The organism is Reinekea forsetii (assembly GCF_002795845.1).
GTDB lineage: Bacteria > Pseudomonadota > Gammaproteobacteria > Pseudomonadales > Natronospirillaceae > Reinekea > Reinekea forsetii.
In genome coordinates this window covers 1,971,048-1,989,901 of sequence record NZ_CP011797.1, presented here as the reverse complement: position 1 = coordinate 1,989,901, position 18,854 = coordinate 1,971,048, and the positions used below count along the sequence as shown (strand labels likewise).

The window sequence follows — 18,854 nt, the reverse complement described above, 5'->3', positions numbered from 1 at the left end:
CTTATGAACCTGATGTTAACGGACGTACTCTGGGTCGGCCTGATCATTGCCGCGGTGGCCTTTTGGTGGCAAGGGCAGGGCGTGAAAGCCTTTGCCCTGCGTAAGGTCAAACTCTATTGCGAGGAGCACAACTTACAGCTGCTCGATGAGTCGTTGGTGATCCGCAAATTTTGGATTGCGCGCGATCGGCACGGCTTGCTGCGCATACAGCGGATCTACTATTTTGAATTCACCTCGACCGGCGAATACCGCTATCGGGGCACCATGACCCTGCATGGCTATCAGGTGGCTGAAATAGAAGGCCAAACCCATCATATGCACTAGCGCGCCAGGGTCGAGCTGGGTCCCTGGCCCGTTCGCCTGACCGTTATTCGTTCGCCTGCCGATTATAAGAGTCCAATGCATGAGCCTTAGCCCCAATCTGAATGAAAAACTGCAAGCCAGCTTTGGCTTTCCGGCCTTTCGGGCTGGCCAAGAGCAGTGTGTGCAACAGCTGCTCGCGGGGCATTCCTCTTTGGCGATCTTCCCGACCGGGTCGGGCAAGTCACTGTGCTACCAGTTTACCGCCTTACAGCTGCCGGCCTTGACCCTGGTGGTGTCGCCCTTGCTGGCCTTGATTCAGGATCAATTGGACTTTTTACAGGCCAAGGGTGTTCCCGCTGCGAGCATCGACTCCACCCTGAGCCCGGCGCAATACCAACAGGTAGTCGCCGATGTACGCTCGGGCCAGACCAAGATCCTGATGGTCTCGGTTGAACGCTTTAAAAACGAACGCTTCCGGCAGTTTATTGAGCAGATCCCGCTGTCGATGCTGGTGATCGATGAGGCGCACTGTATCTCCGAATGGGGCCACAACTTCCGGCCCGATTACCTCAAGTTGCCGCAATACAGCCAGCAGCTGAATATCCCGCTGGTCTTGCTGCTGACCGCCACGGCGACCAAGAAGGTCAAGCTCGATATGGCCGCCAAGTTCGCCATCGCGCCCGAGCATATAGTGCAAACCGGCTTTTATCGGCCCAATTTGCATCTGGATATAGTGCCGGTGAGCAATGGACAACGCAACGCCGAGCTGTTGCAACAGATCCAGGCGCAGAACGGCGCTGGCTCTACCCAGGCAGGCATCGTCTACGTCACCCTACAGCAAACCGCCGTCGACGTAGCCACCTACCTAAAACGCCAGGGCATCGATGCCCAGGCCTACCATGCCGGCTTCCCGAGCGAAGAACGGCAGCAGATTCAACAACGCTTTATGCAAGGTCAGTTGGCCGTGGTAGTGGCCACCATCGCCTTTGGCATGGGCGTCGACAAGTCCGATATCCGCTTTGTGGTGCATTACGACCTGCCCAAATCGATTGAGAACTACAGCCAGGAAATTGGCCGGGCCGGGCGCGATGGCGCGCCGGCACAGTGCATTACCCTGGCCAATCTTGATGGTCTGAGCACGGTCGAGAACTTCGTCTACGGCGACACCCCGGAACCGAGCGGTATCCAGGTGGTGCTCGACGCCATCCGCCAGGAGACCCAAGCCCAGACCGACGCAAGCGGTCAATGGGAGTTACAGGCGAACAGCCTGGCCACTGCCAGCAATATTCGCCTACTGGCGTTAAAGACCCTGCTGGTGCAGCTGGAATTGCGCCAGGTGCTGGTGCCCAAATATGCCTACTTTGCCGAATACAAATTTCGCCTGATGCGCACCCAGGCCGAGTTATTGCAACAGTTTAGCGGCGAGCGCTTGGCCTTTTTAACGGCGCTGTTCGCCACCGCCGACATTAAAAAGGTTTGGGGTGAGGTGCGCTTCGAGGCCTTGCACCAGCAGTATCCGAGCGATCGGCAACGGGTGATCAGCGCCCTAGACTATTTGCAGGAACAAAATCTGATTGAACTGCAAACCCGCAAGATGACCGAGGTTTATCAGGTCAACAGCGCGGCGCTGAACCAGCCGGGTCTGGTTGAGTCCTTGAGCGACTATTTCAGCACCAATGAGCAAAAAGAGATCGCGCGCATCGGCGCCCTGGTGCGATTTTTTCAATTGGATCGTTGTTTAAACAACAATCTGGCCCGATATTTTGATGATCAGCAGGTCCCAGAGCGCTGCGGCCATTGTTCGGTCTGTGCCGAGCGGGTTGCCCAGTTACAGCGTTATGAGCCGGAGTATTGGCCGAGCGATGATCAGCTGAGTACCTATCTGGCTGGCTTCCGGGCCTATTTACAGCAACAGGCCGGTGCCGCGGGCTTAAACGTGGTGATCAGCACCACCTTGCAAAGCCGCTTCTTAACCGGCGTGTCGGTACCGCTCTTTACCCGCTTTCGCGTGCGCGCCTCGGTGCCCGGTTTTGGCGCCTGCCAGAGCCTGCGCTATGGCGAGGTGTTGGCCAAAGTTGAGCTGCTGACGGCAACTCTCGGGTAGCGATCCAGTTTTAGATCAGGGTTTAAAAAGTGCTCAAAGCAAATATAAATTAATTATGAAGGTAGATCATGGCCACTAAATATTATGTAGTCTGGCAAGGCCGAGAGACCGGCGTATTCACCGACTGGGCGACCTGCAAAAAGCATATCGATAAGTTTGCCGGGGCAAAATACAAATCGTTCAAAACCCAGGCCGAAGCCAATGCCGCCTTTAGCGGCAGCAGCACGCCCGCCGCGGCCAGCGCCACCGGCAGCAGCCCGAGCGCCCCCGCGCGCAAAAAATCGAGCGCCGCCACGGTCAAAACCTACACCGCCAAAGAAATTGCCGCCCTAAACCTGGACATTGAAATCTACACCGACGGCGGCTGTGACCCAAACCCCGGCAAAGCCGGATCGGGCTTAGCAGTTTATCGCCAAGGCCAACTCAATGAACTCTGGTACGGCCTGTACAACCCCAACGGCACCAACAACACCGCCGAACTGCACGCCCTGCACCAGGCGTTGGTGATGGCCGAAGCCGAGCTCAAGCAGAGCGATTCGATCGCCATCTTTTGCGACTCCAAATACGCCATCCAATGCGTCACCCAATGGGCCGTGGGCTGGGAAAAGAAAGGCTGGAAAAAACCCGGCGGGGAGATTAAAAACCTTGAGTTGATCCAGACCATGTTCGCCCTGCATCAAAAGATTAAAGACCGCATTCAGGTGTTGCATGTAAATGGCCATGTGGGAGTTCAAGGCAATGAGTTGGCCGATCGGATGTCGATTTTGGCGATTGGGGAAAAGACTGTTGATTTTGTGCGCTATCGGGATGCATTGGATGTGAAGGCTATTTTGGCGATGCGGCAGGGGTAGGGGGGTTGGGGTGCGGAGATTAACTGGCTATTCGTAGTTTACGAGAAATCTCTACATATGACTGCTATTGATTTCAGGGGGGATTACAAAACCTTCTCGGTTATAATCGTCGACCACATTAAAGAGACGGAAATTACGGCCATCGGATAGCTGGTTGTGCATAAAGTCCATTGACCAGCATTCATTGATGTCGTCCGGTACGGTCAACGGCTGGGGTTTTGCTCGAACGATCCGTTTCCTGGGCTTAATCCTGAGATTGAGTTCTAGCTCTCGATAGATGCGGTACACCCGCTTGTGGTTCTAGTCGAAGCCTTTCATATTGCGTAAAAATAGGTAACACAAACCAAACCCCCAGTTTTTCTGATTGTGCATCAGTCGAATAAGCCAATCGGCGATCTGAGCAATGTTATCACTCAGTTTCGGACTGTAACGATAGCAAGTTTCGCTAATGCCCGCGGCATCACAGGCAAGTCGGATACTGGCTCCCGTCTGTTCAACCGCGTTTAACGCCACCTCCTGTAACCGAGATGACTTTACCACCTTTTTGCAGGGCTTCATGAACGATTTCGTACTTGAGTCGCTATTCGGCATACTCTTCATCAGTCGCTGGTTTTTATCTTCAAACTCTTTCAATCGAGCCATCAGCGATGCGTCCATACCACCGTATTTAGCTCGCCATTTATAGAAGGTTGCAGAACTCATGCCGTGTTCACGGCACAGTTCTGGCACAGGCGTGCCAGCTTCGGCTTGTTTGAGTATGCCAATGATTTGGCCGTCTGAGTATTTTGATGTTTTCATGCAAAATCTCCTTGAAAAAATATTACGAGAAAATCCTACTTTTGGCACCTGTTACTTGTTGGGGGGGGTTGCCCAATGATTAGTGAAATATTTCGAGTCCGATAAAAAAATAGTATTTTATGGTAATAGCAGTCGACTCTAAATGAAAATTCAACAGCAATGTTGACTGAAGTCAATTTAATAAAATATTTTTTAAGTAAAACTTATAATCGTAATATTTTTCTTGTGAAGATAGCCAAATCGTGAAATCAACCGATAACCAAATTCCACCAATAAAATTAATATTCAGGTTTAGTTGCATGGTAAGTTAACTTAAACTTACTGAATATTCTGAAGTCGATTTGTATTTGTTGTTTATCTTGGCGATATGCTCAATTTAACTATCTTGTAGGATTGATTGGACTTGAATTATCTAAATATAATTATTATCTAAGAATATTTAAGTAGAGATGTGTTCTTTAACCTATTTCAGTTTGCAATATAAAATTGGAGATAGGGTTTAATTGATATTCTGGAAATATGTGTAATATTCAAGGTAAAATAAGTATTCTAAGAATTTGCTTCTTCATGAATTTTGTTTTTTATTGTTCAGGGCTTTATCTGACTATTTAGCTTAAGGATTTTTGTGGTTAGGTTTTTTGAGCAACTTACAGGTAAATAATAACAAATTAACATAAGTGTTAAATAAGTTAAAAATTTTTTTGTATGGAGACCCGTTAGGCGTAGTGGTGAAGTTAACGGCGTTGGCTAGATTGCGTAAATAGGGATTAACCAAAAAGGAATATTAATTGAATTCGAAGCATGTCTTTCCATCAACGGTTTTAGTAGAGCCGACAAATAAATGCAACTTAGCGTGTGACTTTTGCGAAGCGAATTGCACTGTAAATGGCCACCTAAAACTTAAAGACCTTTCCTCGCAAAATCTAGCTATTGCCTTGAAGAAAATCGAAAAGACGATAACCAATATTGTCTTTCAAGGTGATTGTGAGCCACTAGTAAACAAGCGGTTAGACAAATTAGTTGTCGAAGCGAAACGATTCACACACAGTATCGCAATTGTGACGAACGGCACATTGCTCAATCAAAAGAAAAGTCAGGAGTTAATTAAGTCGGGCGTAAATTGGTTTGCCTTTTCCATCGATGACCATCGACGTGATGTGTTCAATGCAGTGCGCGTGCGGGCAGACTTGGACGTAGTAGAAGAAAACCTAAGGGAGCTAATTCTCATTCGGAACAATGGCCGTGCGGATCTGCAAGTAGCGGTTCACAAAATCATCTTTCCGAACGACACACTTGAGTCACTGAAGGAGTTCGTAAAAAAATACTACTTAGGATTTGGTGCCAGTCAGATCACATTTTCGCCATTGGTCGAAATGGGCGATATAAAGGTTAAGGATTGGCTGAAGCTGCGAAATAGACTTGAGTCTGACTTAGTGGACGAAGGTATTCTGGTAAACTTGAAAGAATTCTGCGCATACCCTTATAAGACGTTGAATAAGTACTGTGGTACTAACCTTTTGTATATTAATCACAAAGGGTATCTTAGTCCCTGCGGTCTTCACCAACGGGACGGTCGATTCTTTGGGAACTTACTGCAAGAGTCGTACGAAGAGATTACCGAAAAGGACCACTTTAAGGAATACCATAATTATTGGTTGTCGCGAGAATATTCAAAACCAATTCCGAGTCATTGCAAGGATTGTTTTCTGCTAAAAGGACATTATCACCGATACACATTGAACGAAGGTCACCAGAATGGGCTAGAGTTTTGTGATCACTTAGATCTTCAAAATAATCAAGCCGACGGGGCGGATGCTATCCAGTATGACTTAATCAGCAAGGCGTTATAGATTGAATCGTAATTTCTAACTCATATAAATATTAAGAGTGATTATTTTGTGGATAGTATTAAATGTTTTGAGCATGAGAAATTAATTGACAGGCTTGATTTATCTGAAGAATTACCCTCCTATTGGCGAAAGCTTGTTGATATCGCTTTCAATGCTATAGATTTGTCCTGTGTACTGCGCACACGAATTTTTGATCAAACTCAGGCGGCCTATTCACAGTACAAAAGGTTTGGTTATTTACCCGATAAGTTGTTAAGAGACTGTCTTGCCATGCACCAATACACTGGGATTTTGTTCTTTAGCCTTTTATATAAAGACCAAAAACTTCGCGGGTGTCGCCCTCCTTCACCCGTCGCCACGTGCAGTGATCCGACCTGGATGAATCAGTCCTCATTCTGCTTTTTTAATGTTAGAGCAACAGATATTGAGCTGGAACAAACGGGTAACCTAATCGATGCCACTCGACTATTGCCGATCCTTCGTGCGGGCGCCATTCATATGGCGCCATTCTTTCAAAGTATATTTGGTATTGTGTATGCACAAGATAGTTTTAAAATAATCTCGGATGACGTTACCAACTCCTTTTATGAAGCAATCGGGGTTTCACGCTACGATCAGCTTCGATACTTCATTGATTGCTGTCATTTAACAAACAAAGCGGTCGGATATGACATGACCCCTCACACGGCAACATTTTCAAAACTCAGTTTTGATCGTCCAGAACTGTTTAGGTGGTTGCGGTGGTCGCCGGACTATCAGAGTCTTTACCAGGACATGCCCGTTGAAGAGCAGTATCAAGAGACGATCCAACGACAATACGTCAGAGACATCGCTGATTTAGCCTCCAAAACCTGTGATATTTTTTCAATTGGTTCACTAGAGGATACGCAAGCCGACATTAAGCGTCTGGATGCGGCCCATCAACTGGTTAGGGACGTGATCCGACAGGAAGGGTATTTCCCCATGGTTCCCCATACTTGGAACGGTATTGGATTGCCCGGAATTAAGCTTTACGACCATGAGCGTAACCATCCGGTTTGGGATTATCGTAATTTGGAAGGTGAAGATCAGTCAGAACATGGTATAGGACTTCATTCATTATTTAAATTTCATACCAACCTGAAACCAAATTCTTCACCTTTCCATGATGGTTCAGATCCTCAATCGTTGGATACTCCTTCCTATCAGCCGACCATGGATTTCCTAACTAACCTTTTTCCAGAAGTACACCGGGAATATGGATTTGACTTTCTCCGCGTTGATTATCAAGACCATGTATTTAGAAATCGGCCGTTAAGAAATGGTCAGGAAGTGATTGTCTGTGAACAGTTGACCTGCTCTCAGCTGTTGGACATTTCGAACAGTGCAAGGCAGGCATTCCCCGCGGCAGGCATGTTAGCTGACCATATGGGCACGGACATCGAACGATACCGTAAAGCGGGCTTTATCACGATTCTAGGTGATGAAGTTAAGTTTTCCGTAAACCAAGATAAAATCGAAAAAATGTTCAAGTTTAATGCAAAATTGGCGCAGCTGAGCATAAGAGATCCCAGCCTTGGTGCCCCGGCGCTAGCGATGGATACCCATGACTTAGGGCATCCGATGATTCTTGGTATGGATCTTCCGATGAGAGAAGAACGTTCTACCTTTCTACTTAGACTTTTTCTGTCGCGCTTTTCCACAGGTGGGATTGGTAATCGCCCTAAATATGAAACACTCGGTAATCAGGATTTTTCGAGTGGGATTTATCGCTGCAATAACCAGCCCGGTAGTTTGAAATGGGGCGAGGATCGAGTTTGCCTGTCTGGCTACCATCGCATTGAAGACCTGTATGCTCTTCTGAAAACCGACCTTCAACACAGTATGCTGTTAAAATATCGTGTTTATGAACAGTACTCCTGGTGGTTAATCGCGGAACCGGAGATAGACGAAAAATACCTATTTTTTTGTTGGTTCGAAAGAGAGACTACCGCGGGTGCAAACAGCAAAGAAGTAATATGCAACATTAGTTCATCAGAGTTACCCGCATTTATACGTTACGAAGTTGTTCAAGGTTTTAATCTGGCTGCACAAAGCACGAACGAATTTGTTCTTTCGGATGAGCAGTTTAGTTTAGTGCCAAGTAGCGGAAGTAACATCAGGCTAACGTGGCCCATGTTCAGCTCTTGGGTGCTAAGGCTCGAATACAAATAACGCTGTATGTATTAGGAATACTTGATTGAGTTTTAAAACGGAGATCCATATGGAAAACAAGAGCATAGCTATCTTTGGTGACTTGAACTTGGATACATCAGTAAACGTTTGCGACTTCCCTATCAACGTAGGTGACACCCTTTTTTCGATCGATGGCATAATTGACTTCATTGGTGGCGCTGCCACTAATGTCGCGTGCGGTGTCCTCGCTCTGGGGCACGATGTCAACTTTGCTTCGGTTGTGGGGAGAGACCCTTTGGCAGAAATCGTATTTAACCAAGTGAACGATTTTCATTTGTCGACTAAAAATATTCGAAAAGATTGGCCGGTGACATCTCGAACCATCGTTTTGATTGATCAACAAGGGAATCGACAGTGTATTAATGATCCCAAGCTAGCGAACAATTATACCTACCCCGAGCAGGAAGCTTTTGAAGTTATGTCAAATTGTGAATTTGTGTTCACCTCTACTCAAAACTGGTGCCGTCATGTTGCGACTCAAGCTAAGGCACTGGGAAAGACGGTAGCAGTCGATGTGCAGGCTTTGGTAGACATAGATAACTACCACAGGAGTTTCATTCAGGCGGCCGATATTGTGATATTGAGTTCTGAGCGGCTGGCGAAGCATTCTCACGAATTGATTCATCAATTGTGGTACGAGTTTGATGTTGAAGTGGTGGTCGTTACCCATGGAGAAGGTGGAGCAACCATTGGGTTGAGGTCCGTAGAGAGCGGTGTCTTTCAAGGTAGTTGGCACTCTTTTTAGTCATTACGCTGCTTGATCACTCTCACTCTGTATATCATCTGGATTCAATGTAACACTCCCTACAGGCTCACAATTTCGGATATCGCCCGACCAGCGATACGGCTTGGCTTTTTTCGCCGCCGTTATGACCTTTTTTCGGTTCAATAATATGCCCCCGTCTTGACCTGCATGACGCTGGGCTGGCGTGACAAAGTTAATCTTGCTGTGCTTATGTTTCTCGTTATACCAAACCACAAAGTTCTCCACCCAGTCGCGCGCTTCGGTCAACCCGGCAAAGCCAGATGAGGGCCATTCGGGACGGTATTTTAAGGTCCTGAACAATGCCTCTGAGTAGGGGTTGTCATTGCTCACGCGCGGCCGACTGTAAGACGACAGCACACCCAGTTCTTCCAGCTTGGCTTTCATCGTGAGGGCCTTCATCGGTGCACCGTTATCCGAGTGCAGCACCAGGGGCTTGTTAAAGCTTTGCTCGCGCAACATGCAGCGCTGGACCAATTCCGCAGCCAGCTCACCACACTCTCGATCATGGACTTCATAGCCCACGATCTTGCGACTGTAAATATCTTCAAATAGGTAAAGGTAGTAAAACTGACCCTTTACTCTTGAGGCCAAATAGGTGATATCCCACGACCAAAGTTGATTGGGCCCTGAGGCCGTATGGCTGGTCGGCTTCCCTGTTTTGGTTGGTGCTTTACTCCGGCCGCGATGATGTAGCTGATTGTGTGCCTTCAAAATACGGTAGAAACTCGCTTCCGATGCGAGGTAGATACCCTCGTCTAACAGCGTTGGGACCAGCTGTGACGGCGGTAAACTGGCATATTGAGGCTCATTACTCACCGCTAAGATCACCTGCGTTTCCTGCTCACTGATTTTATTGGCTGGCACCGGCCGACTGGCCAGTGGCCGCTGGTCCATGCCAACCAGACCCGCTCGGTACCAACGACGATAGGTCCTGAGGCTCAACTCAGCTTCCTCGCAGGCGCGACTCAGGCGAGCCCCACTGTTCGTGGCCTGGTGTATTAATGCTACCGTGGCGATGCGCTCGGGCAGTGGCGTTAGCTCTCCTCGCCGCCGTCCTCCCAGAGCGCATTGAGCTTTTTTCGTAACACTAACAAAGCCACCGTTTCGGCCAGCGCCTTTTCCTTGAAGCGAAGATCTTTTTTGAGCAGTTTGATCTCCACCTTGTCCTTCTTGGCTTGGTGTTTGACCGCGCTGCCTTGGGCTTCACTGGTCTGGAATCCCTGGAGACACTCGCTCTTCCAGCGCTGCACCTGCTCAGGATAGAGGCCTTTTGCACGGCAGTACTGGCCCAGCTCAGATGCTGACAACGCAGCCGTTTGGATGACCACTGAGAGCTTGGCGTCAGCCGTCCAATCGTCGGCAGATAACGTCTTTCCTGGCACAGGCATTCCTTGTTGTTTGGCGGTATCGCGCCAATTATAAAGGGTTTTTAACGATATGTGTTCCTGCCGGGCAATCTGGGCCACAGTGACGTTGTGGGGTGGCAACATTTTCTTCAAGATCGATTCTTTCCGTTCTGCTGAATATCGAGCCATTCCGTTCTCATTAACCGCCCCCTGATCTGGTTTTAGGTGGAATCTAGAGGGTGACAACTATCCTGACACAGGGGGAGAGTATTGAATGGGAACCGGCATTCAACATTGGCGCAGTTGTCGATAAGACGGGTGCAGGTGATGCTTTTGTAGCCGGTTTTATAAGTGCAGTATTAGAAGAGAAGACTTATAGGCAAGCGTTGACTCATGGGCAAATCTTTGCATCGCGTGCTATTACGACAAAAGGGTCAACTAACGGGCTACCTAATCGGGCAGAGATTGATATGCTTTACACCCAATACAGTGCCTAGGTATGTCAGAATATTTGGACTGAAAGTTACTTGCAAGCGACCGAATATTACAATCTGTTAAACATAACTTACAAGTATTTATAACTCAACACTTATAATATCGGAAACAATATGTCTACTGAAAATACGCCCCCCCTCGAAAGAATAATGCTACTTACTCTACATTCTACATTTGAAGAAACCTATAAAAATTGGGGTCTTGAAAACCTGGCGGACGTACGCGTCAGTCCAACAATGCATGACCTATACTTGGAGGATTTTCCCTCACTTTGGGCTAAGGATGACGTAAAGCAGAAGATGGCTGTCATCGGACCAAACGACTACTTTACCAAGTGGCAATCCAATGAATTTTCGTATTTTGAAGATACACCCTTATCTTATTTGTTGGATAAGGTAAGGCCAAGCTGTTATGAAGGCGCTAAAATCGACGGTAAGGTATGTGGATTACCACTGTGTGGAGGTAATCACCAACTTATGTTCATTAACCGATCGCTTACCGATTGTATTCCCGCAACATTCGACGAGCTATTGACTGAAACCTGGCGGCTTCGAAATGGTAATCATTTGCTTTATCCGCTTGTTTACCCTACCAACGCAAGCTACTTCGCATTGCCGTTACTATATAGTACAGGATCCCCGTTATGGAGCGACCCAGATAATCCGCACGTTGGGATTACTCGAGACTCTTTGTATGAAGTGTTAAAACTTCACAAAGAACTCATGTATGACCATATGCTATTGCCGATCAAATGGGAGCAATATCATAGCGTATTCGAATTTCAAACACGTCGAGCAGCGTTTTGCTTTGGTGGTGATTGGGATATTAGGAGTCATATGGAGGTACTTGGAGAGGACCTGATCATTGCTCCAATTCCGTCGATAGCACGACGAAGTCGATCTTCCGCAAGTTGTAACTATCTATTTTTGTCAAATAAATTAAATACGGATCTATACGCGTCCGCGGAGCAAGTCGCTAATAAACTGCTGAGCCCGGAAGTGCAGGGTGATTGGGCGAAAACGCTGTTTAGGAATCCGGTAATAAAAGATTTTGGTGAGTCTTTGGCACCTCAAGAACCGAACTTAAAAGCCAGTAAAAGCGTTTATGACAACGCAGTTATTTTGCCTCCTAACGAGCATGTTTCGCATGCCTTCCATGTGATGGCGGATCTGTTTGAACCTGGGGTCATGGTGAAGCACAATCTTCAACAGCTTACAGATCTAGCCATTGAAAAGATGCTGGATATCCATAGCAATATATCATTTAGGTAATACCTTATGCGCGTTTTGATACTCGGCGGTACTGGAACCATCTCTTCTGCAATTACCAATGAATGCCTTAAGTCTGGTAATGATGTCATTCACTTCAATCGGGGAACTCATCCGCCCTCAGTGAATGTTGAGTTTGTTCGGGGCGATCGATTCTCGCAAGAGGACCTATCAAAGGCGGCTGAGGCAAAGCCGGATGTGGTGATCGATATGCTGTGTTTCGACGCCAACCATGCCCAACTGTTGACGAGGGTTTTTAAATACAAGATACAACAACTCATCCTGTGCTCATCAGCTTGTGTCTATGATGTCAAGTCGAACTATAGCCCATTCACGGAGCCAATGACCCCTAATTCGCATTGGCATTATGGTGTTAATAAGGCCAGGGCAGAATCCGTACTGAGAGAAGCCTCAAAAGAGGGCGCGTTTAATCTAACGGTCTTTCGTCCCTCTCATGTCTACGATGCATACAGCCCAATTCATCAACTGGGCCTGAACGGAATGATATTGTTTCAACGCCTCAAATTGGGTTTGCCGGTGTTGTTATTGGACAAAGGGGCCGCTCGCTGGGAAGCCTGTTTTGCCGCGGATGCGGGAAAAGGTTTCACTGCGGCTTGCCTGAATCCAATCTGTTACGGCCGGACTTACAATTTGGGGAACGGAGATCATTTTACTTGGCAGACCTATTATAAAACGGTCGCTGATGTACTAGGCGTACAGGCGAATTTGAGGTCGTTAGAAAGTCATCAAATCGACTCAGGCTGCTATGCGGAGGATTCCGAACTGGATTTCGCTAGGCACATCAGCCGATACAATTTTGTAGTTAACGTAGACCGCTTGCACTCTGACTTGCCTCAACTAAAACCACACCTATCCCTTGAGTCTGGCCTCGCAACGGTGTGGGAAGCCAATTCCTCACAAAAACCTAAATCTGACTATTCCTCGAGTGTGACTCAACTTTTGTCGTTATCTTCGGCATTGGAGAATTAAATGCGGTTAGGAGAAATCTTAAGGCACGATGACATATTGTCCCAAGAAGAACTCGAAACCGCATTGAGTGTTCAACTTAAGACAGGCTATAAAATTGGCGAGATTTTAATCAAGCATCAGGTGTTGGACAGCAAAATGCTCGACTATTATCTTGGTTTCCAGCACAAATTTAGGGTTGATGAACGAAGGAAATTTAGCCAGTTTAGGTTGATTGGGGATCTATTTCGACGATTTTATGGCGTAGCACCACTGCTTATCCTATCGAGCATCCTATTGTTGTTTTTTAGCATATTGCTCAGTATGTCCTTTCCGTATTTCATTAAGTTTACTTTCGACTATTTGATTCTTACCAACGAAATAAATCCGGTGCTGATTGTCGGGTCCGGCGTATTGGGCTTGATGGTCCTTGGTCAAGTACTGTCGTATGCCGCTTGCCTAAATTTAAACAAAGCCAATATCCGATTTGCCAACTCTATCAGAAACCGACACTTTAAGATAATTCACCATGTTCACTATTCAACCTTATCACAGAAGAGAAGTGGCGAGTGGCTAAATCATTTAACCACTGATATAGACAATGTAATCGAGCGATGGGAGCTTTTATTTCTGTCCACATTCAAAAACCTCTTTGCCGTCTCTGTCTCGTGCATTATTCTCTATTTAATCGATGCGTCGTTGATGATCTTTGTACTTTCGCTTTCCATTTTAATGATTGCTATTCCTGGTCGGGTGAGTAATTTGGCCAATAAGTATTTAGGGCGTCGTCCGATGTTAATCACTGGTATCCTTACAAACCTTACAGAGATGATTTATTCGTTTAGCACCATAAAAACCTTTAATGCACAGCCTAAGGTAACCAAAGACTTTTCTAATAAATTCGATAAGTATTACTTAAATGATTTTCACATGGTCCGTTATTGGAACGTGGCTTACAACTTAAGAGTCCTGATCGGCATGGCGCTTATTTGCACAATCATTTTTGAGGGTGGTAAGAATGTTATATCTGGCATTTACAGTACCGGTGACCTAATGATGGCATTAGTTATCGTTAATATTTTAAATCCCTATATCGACGAGTTTGTGCAGCTTATTATCAGCGTAAACGACACTAAGGCCTATTGGCAACGGTGTCTCACGCTGTTGGATATTAATATTGATGACCATAAGTTCAAAAACGACCCTGCGTTGGCGGTCAATCTTGATGGTGATGTTTGTATCAATGGGCTATCGTTTGGGTACGCCGGCATTGAGGTGTTTAAAGACTTGAATGTCCGTTTCGAACACAATAAAAGCTACGCTATTGTCGGTAGAAGCGGGTCGGGTAAATCGACTCTCCTAAAGCTTTTGTTGAAACAACTTACACCAGACGAGGGCGAGATAACCTTTAATGACTACAGTTTAAGTGAGGTGTCAGAATTTACCGTGTGTAAGAATATATCCTATATAGCCCAAAAACCCTCTGTATTTAAAGGAACGGTTCACGAAAATATCCGTTTGGGCGGGGCAAGTTTTTCAAGTTGCATCGAGGATTCAAAAATTCATGTTGCGGCTAAGCGCGCCGGTATCCACCATCGTATCGGTGAAATGCCATATGGATACAGCACTGAGCTTGGCGACGGTGGCCAGCAATTATCAGGCGGCGAAAAGCAGCGAATTTCTATTGCAAGAGCCTTGTTAAAAGACCCAGCGGTATGCTTATTTGATGAACCTACTTCATCGCTCGACCCTAAGAATGAACAAATAATAATTGATACGATCTCTTCACTTAAGGGTCAATGTACCATTTTGATTTCGACCCATAACCCCGAGTTCCTCAATGTCGTCGACCAAGTACTTGTACTCGGCGATAACCCAAAATTCATTAGTGCTAATAAATTGTCATTCGATTCGCTACACGAGCTTATGAAATATGACGATATTATCGAAAATAATGCTGAGGCAACATCGATATGAATGCACTAAGAATTCTTTGGAAAATGGTTTCTTTTCACAAGCATATATTACCAATTGCTGCAAGCGTGGTCGTCTTTGTATCGATTCTAACGGTTTCAGTACCTCTATATATTAAGTTTGTACTAGAGTACATCTTAGTTGAGAAAGCATCCGAACTGCTATATTACGGGACGCTATTCTTCATTGGCATATTTACCTTGCGTTTCATATTTGGATTGGCTCAGGATCTGGCGGTAATTATTCTTAGGCAAAAGATTGAGCGTACCTATAATATAGAATATATAAATTCAATCTTTAGTCTAAATTATATGGCTTTTCTAAAGTACGATAAAGGGGACTTACTATCGCGTATTAGGTCCTTTCTGAATGAGATTGAATGGTTTTTATGTGATTTCATATTTTTCGTATTCCACGCTGTTTTTATTTTTATATTTTTGTCTATTTCAATGGCTTTAACTAGTATGCCGTTGTTCCTGCTGGTGCTGGCATTCGTGCCTCTGCACTTTTACAACTTCAAGCACTTCATTCATCCGCTAAAGACATCATCGGAAGAGCAAGAACATGCAAGGAGTGATCTTATTTCGTTCTGCCTTCAGTCGTTAAGCGCCTGGTATGACATTCGAAATTACCACATGCAGACGGAATTCATTCGTCGTAATTCAAAAATGATAGACAGATTAAGCATGGCGACCTTATCTAGAAAGATTAGTGGGTTACGTCAGGGGCACTTTCAGGCGGCACTCATCGCGACCAATCATACCTCCGTTATTGTCTACGGAAGCTTTCTGGTCATTAAAGGCCAAATCAATATTGGCACGGTTTTCTTTTTTCTACTCTTGCTTGATTTTTTCTACACTCCTATCTATCGATTCGGAGCAATAAACGAATCTTTGCAGGCTAGCGCGATTAAAATACAGCGCATGACGGAATTGATTTTTCATAATCAAAAGGAAGTGGTTATTCTTGAATCCAAGAAAGTGGATGTAGAGGTTAAGGTCGATAAGGTGGTCACGCTCGAGGCCAGAAATCTGACTGTTGATGGTCTCTTCCAAGGCATAAATTTTAACTTCAAAGCGGGTAAAATTCATTTTATAGGCGGACCCAGTGGTTGTGGTAAGAGCACATTGCTACGAGTGCTAGCAAAACAATCGGATCCTTCCCAAGGGCTCCTCCTGATTAATGATATAGACACTAGAGATTGGCCAGAGTTTAAGTACAGGGAATTCACCCAGTGTGCTATACAGGAAGTACAGCTATTTTCCTCGACTATCCTAGGTAATATCCATTTAGACTCTCATGATGAATTTGACAGTAAGCGATTGACCGATGCCTGTTATTACGCGGTTGCTGACGAGTTCATTGAGCAACTGCCTTACAGGTATCATACCCGTATTGAAGAGCAAGGAAGAAACTTTTCCGGTGGCCAACAGCAACGCTTATGTCTTGCACGCCTCTTTTTTCACGATGCCGATGTGATGTTACTAGACGAACCCACTTCGGCTTTGGATCCGGCTACGGAAAAATTGTTCTTCGAGCGGCTTCAGGAACTTAAAAAAGACAAGGTTATCATTATAGTTAACCATCGACCGCATAATGCGCTTTTCGCTGATGTCCTATTAGAACTGCGATCTAGTGGGTTGGCCGTGGTTGACGCATTGAAGGTGGTAGCATGAATACGAAACTATATATCAAGATGATGGATCAACAGAGTGATATTAAGTCCGTTAGCCTGATTGCTCTCTCAATGATTTTTGCACTAGCAGTCCTAGTTTCATTTTTATTCGTACCCATTGAACATGTTGTCCGCACCTCAGGCATTGTTGTGCCTATAGAGATAAGATCAATATCTGCCGATAAGAGCGGTTGGGTTCAGCTCAGAGAGTTAACAGCTGGCAATGAACTCACCTTAGGCGATATGTTGGGCATCTATCGAGCAGGCATTAATGAGGGCGAGCATCAAATCAAAATTCACCACCAACGAGCCAGGATACGGCAACTTCAACTGGAGAAAAAGGAACTGGATCTGAAACGGAAATCTTCGAGTCTACTAAATGAGCGAAAGTCTACAACTGTCTTTTCGATTCAGGAGGAAAACCTAAATGTTCAGGTTGAAGTTATTCAAAAAGATCTTGATTTTAATTTGAATCGAATGAAGCCAAGCAATATTCTAGTTGAAAAGTCAGGGATTATATTAGACATTAAGTCTGATAACGCTGGTTACAATTGGTTCAATCAAGGTGAAACCATATTAACGCTCTATAATAAAAATAAATTAGTCGTTAGAGCGAAGGTACCTAGCCACAAAATTATGTCCATTGATAGCGCGAAAAAAGTAATTCTAGACAACGAGATGAATCGATTGAGAGTTATCGGGCAAGTTGAAAAGATATTTTATGCCATGGCGGAGGCAGAGGGCATGCAAATGATGGTCGATATTTCTATAGACGAGCACGCAAACCTTAAGCCAAGTATGGAGTTTAACGTTAGCATCGTGACGGATAAAAAACCCCTATTTAGCCTCATTCAGGATACGTTTCTTTAGTGGCTCGTTCTGAGCAATCAATGGCGATATGAGTAAGATCATGGATTTTGATAACATAGAAGATTTGAGAACGACTCACTTGGTAAAGTGGAGTCCCGAATTTACGGCGCATGATGTCATACCGATGTGGGTAGCGGACATGGACTTCCCAACAGCGCCGTCAATTTCAGATGCACTTCAGGTGCATGCTCGAAGTGCTAATTTTGGATACCGGCATAGGCCTGCACGGCTTTTTGAGTCGATACTTAATTGGTTTCAACAACGGCACCAATGGAGAATGCAAACTGACTGGATTGTGCCCACGCCCGGGGTCATTCCTTCGATTCAAATGGCCATACAATCCGTCACAAACCCCGGTGAGGGCGTGATAGTGCAAACTCCGGCGTACTATCCTTTCTTTTCTTCTGTAACGACCCATAATCGAGAGTTAATCATTAATCCGCTGATAGGCAGTACTGATGGATATAGATTTGATTGGCAACTGTTTGAAGCACAACTGACGAAAGCGTCAGCATTCCTATTGTGCAATCCTCACAACCCAGTCGGTAGAGCCTGGCGGATGGATGAACTGACAAAAATCGTTGAACTCTGTAGCAAGTACCAAGTATCGATAATATCCGACGATATACATTGCGATCTCGTTTTCCCGCCAAATAGATATATGCCCATTCCTATTCTGCCCACGACAACCGACGTTGATGTTGTCTATTGTTACTCCCCTAGTAAATCGTTCGGTCTTTCAGGTTTGAATACGGCGTTTACTGTCATTCCAAATCCGGTGTTGCGAAAAAAATACTTATCGAAACTCCACAGTACAGGCTACTACTGGGGGAATAGCTTTGGAGATGCGGCACTGGAGGCAGCCTATGCACATGGTGTGGAGTGGATGGATACGTTCAAGGTGTATTTAAGCCGTAATATAGAGATACTGACACACCGGCTTACCGAAATCGGGGGCATTGAGTTAATGCCGATTGAAGCAACCTACCTTGCTTGGCTCGATTTTCGTGCAACCGGGTTAAGTGAAGAGGAAGTCAGCCAGCGGCTGAGTATGGCGAAAGTTCAACTGGAAAAAGGCTCAGTGTTTGGCGAGGACGGTCGTGGTTTTCAGCGTATGACGATAGCGACACAATCATTCAATTTAGAGGAGACGCTGAGCAGGATATCTAGAGTTTTCTAGTGTATATGCCTAGCAATAAGGATTTAAATCGAGCCAATCTGCTGTTTGGTGCCCCATTCAGCATTACTAGGGGTCATATATCCCAATGCATTATCTAAAGAGTTAAAAATACGCGAACTGATCCATCCTATGTATACCCCGTAGCCAAAGATTAAGAACCCCATCCATGTGTTGCATGTAAACGGCCACGTCGG

At 45.6% G+C, this 18,854-nt stretch carries 14 protein-coding genes and 1 pseudogene; 13 read left to right on the top strand and 2 right to left on the bottom strand.

The window, feature by feature from the left end:
• Positions 1–3 precede the first annotated feature (3 nt).
• The 3 genes from REIFOR_RS09280 to REIFOR_RS09270 all read left to right on the top strand — a co-directional run bounded on the left by REIFOR_RS09280 (position 4) and on the right by REIFOR_RS09270 (position 3,258).
• Positions 4–324, top strand: a complete 321-nt coding sequence (locus REIFOR_RS09280) for a DUF3301 domain-containing protein (protein ID WP_100257284.1) — start codon at positions 4–6, stop codon at positions 322–324.
• Positions 325–403: 79 nt separating this feature from the next.
• Positions 404–2,407, top strand: coding sequence for a RecQ family ATP-dependent DNA helicase (locus tag REIFOR_RS09275; RefSeq protein ID WP_100257283.1), 2,004 nt, complete (start codon positions 404–406; stop codon positions 2,405–2,407).
• Between the two features lie 68 nt (positions 2,408–2,475).
• On the top strand, positions 2,476–3,258 hold the full coding sequence (locus tag REIFOR_RS09270; RefSeq protein ID WP_100257282.1) for a ribonuclease H family protein: 783 nt from the start codon (positions 2,476–2,478) through the stop codon (positions 3,256–3,258).
• An 81-nt stretch (positions 3,259–3,339) separates the two neighbouring features.
• Here REIFOR_RS09270 and REIFOR_RS09265 read toward each other — a convergent pair.
• A pseudogene (locus REIFOR_RS09265) lies at positions 3,340–4,056 on the bottom strand (transposase); the annotation flags it as partial.
• A gap of 788 nt (positions 4,057–4,844) precedes the next feature.
• Between REIFOR_RS09265 and REIFOR_RS09260 the strand changes: the two are divergent.
• The 3 genes from REIFOR_RS09260 to REIFOR_RS09250 are packed head-to-tail and all read left to right on the top strand — an operon-like array spanning position 4,845 to position 8,865.
• Positions 4,845–5,906, top strand: a complete 1,062-nt coding sequence (locus REIFOR_RS09260; RefSeq protein ID WP_100257281.1) for a radical SAM protein — start codon at positions 4,845–4,847, stop codon at positions 5,904–5,906.
• Between the two features lie 48 nt (positions 5,907–5,954).
• A complete protein-coding gene (locus REIFOR_RS09255; protein WP_100257280.1) occupies positions 5,955–8,099 on the top strand; it encodes a hypothetical protein in 2,145 nt (714 codons plus the stop codon).
• 49 nt (positions 8,100–8,148) lie between these two features.
• A complete protein-coding gene (locus tag REIFOR_RS09250; RefSeq protein WP_145980273.1) occupies positions 8,149–8,865 on the top strand; it encodes a carbohydrate kinase family protein in 717 nt (238 codons plus the stop codon).
• A gap of 3 nt (positions 8,866–8,868) precedes the next feature.
• Here the strand turns inward: REIFOR_RS09250 and REIFOR_RS09245 are convergent.
• A protein-coding gene (locus REIFOR_RS09245; protein WP_227003653.1) for an IS3 family transposase occupies positions 8,869–10,421 on the bottom strand; the annotation gives its coding sequence in 2 pieces (ribosomal slippage) (positions 8,869–9,959 and positions 9,959–10,421; 1,554 coding nt in all).
• Positions 10,422–10,471: 50 nt separating this feature from the next.
• On the opposite strand from REIFOR_RS09245, the gene REIFOR_RS09240 reads away from it, so the two are divergent.
• From REIFOR_RS09240 to REIFOR_RS09210, 7 genes are all read left to right on the top strand, one after another.
• Entirely contained in the window at positions 10,472–10,729 is a 258-nt protein-coding gene (locus REIFOR_RS09240) for a carbohydrate kinase family protein (RefSeq protein ID WP_100257278.1), read from the top strand.
• A 111-nt stretch (positions 10,730–10,840) separates the two neighbouring features.
• Positions 10,841–11,998, top strand: a complete 1,158-nt coding sequence (locus REIFOR_RS09235) for an extracellular solute-binding protein (protein ID WP_100257277.1) — start codon at positions 10,841–10,843, stop codon at positions 11,996–11,998.
• Positions 11,999–12,004: 6 nt separating this feature from the next.
• Positions 12,005–12,985 (top strand): NAD-dependent epimerase/dehydratase family protein, encoded by a 981-nt coding sequence (locus tag REIFOR_RS09230; protein ID WP_100257276.1) that lies wholly within the window; start codon positions 12,005–12,007, stop codon positions 12,983–12,985.
• On the top strand, positions 12,986–14,938 hold the full coding sequence (locus tag REIFOR_RS09225) for an ABC transporter ATP-binding protein (RefSeq protein WP_100257275.1): 1,953 nt from the start codon (positions 12,986–12,988) through the stop codon (positions 14,936–14,938).
• Positions 14,935–16,611, top strand: coding sequence for an ATP-binding cassette domain-containing protein (locus REIFOR_RS09220; RefSeq protein ID WP_100257274.1), 1,677 nt, complete (start codon positions 14,935–14,937; stop codon positions 16,609–16,611). The genes REIFOR_RS09225 and REIFOR_RS09220 overlap by 4 nt, the downstream gene beginning before the upstream one ends.
• Positions 16,608–17,480, top strand: a complete 873-nt coding sequence (locus REIFOR_RS09215; protein WP_100257273.1) for an efflux RND transporter periplasmic adaptor subunit — start codon at positions 16,608–16,610, stop codon at positions 17,478–17,480. Before REIFOR_RS09220 ends, REIFOR_RS09215 begins: the two co-directional genes overlap by 4 nt.
• 40 nt (positions 17,481–17,520) lie before the next feature.
• Positions 17,521–18,660, top strand: coding sequence for a MalY/PatB family protein (locus REIFOR_RS09210; protein WP_158524342.1), 1,140 nt, complete (start codon positions 17,521–17,523; stop codon positions 18,658–18,660).
• Positions 18,661–18,854: the final 194 nt, after the last annotated feature.